At 35.0% G+C, this 511-nt stretch carries 1 protein-coding gene and 1 pseudogene; both read right to left on the reverse strand.

Going from position 1 to position 511, the window contains the following annotated elements; all coding sequences use genetic code 11:
- A pseudogene (locus ACFINR_RS09675) lies at positions 1–302 on the reverse strand (hypothetical protein); the annotation flags it as partial.
- Positions 299–442 carry a TrwH protein gene (locus tag ACFINR_RS09680; protein ID WP_273791747.1) on the reverse strand — a complete coding sequence of 48 codons (144 nt, stop codon included), beginning with the start codon at positions 440–442 and terminating at the stop codon, positions 299–301. The pseudogene ACFINR_RS09675 and the gene ACFINR_RS09680, both read right to left, overlap by 4 nt.
- Positions 443–511: the final 69 nt, after the last annotated feature.

Raw genomic sequence — 511 nt, forward strand, 5'->3', positions numbered from 1 at the left:
TCTATTTGTGAAAGTTGTTCTTTTTTTAACGCAAGCTGTTTTGTTAAGAGCTCAATAATTTCCCCTTTTTTTAATAGATCAATAAGCTCCCGATATTCTGCTGGTAGAGCAGGTTGTGGCGGTGAAACAGATTGTGGCGGTGAAGCAGGTGAACTCTGTTTAGTATCTGATTTCGAAGGAATCTGTGCCCTTAAAAGACTTTCCCATATGCGAGTAGATATATCATCATCATTGTTTGCATGTGCCAAATTTATCATTTCCAAAAGGGTAATCATTCCTGTTATAATAAATCGCTTTTTCATCTGTCTCCTCGCTTGATTTCGGCAGGGATTGTTTTATTAATAGGCACACGATTTCTATCATTGGGCTGTTTTAGCTTTGGTGCTAATGCACAAGCCGATAAAAGGTTTGCAATCAAAATCACAAGAATGATTGACTTCATTTTAATATGACTCTTTTTACTGTTATATACATTCTGATATTTGTTGTCATTATTATAATTTTGACACTA

Origin of the sequence: Bartonella sp. AP19HLJMH (assembly GCF_042196245.1) — a bacterium.
In the GTDB taxonomy this organism is placed as follows: Bacteria; Pseudomonadota; Alphaproteobacteria; order Rhizobiales; family Rhizobiaceae; genus Bartonella.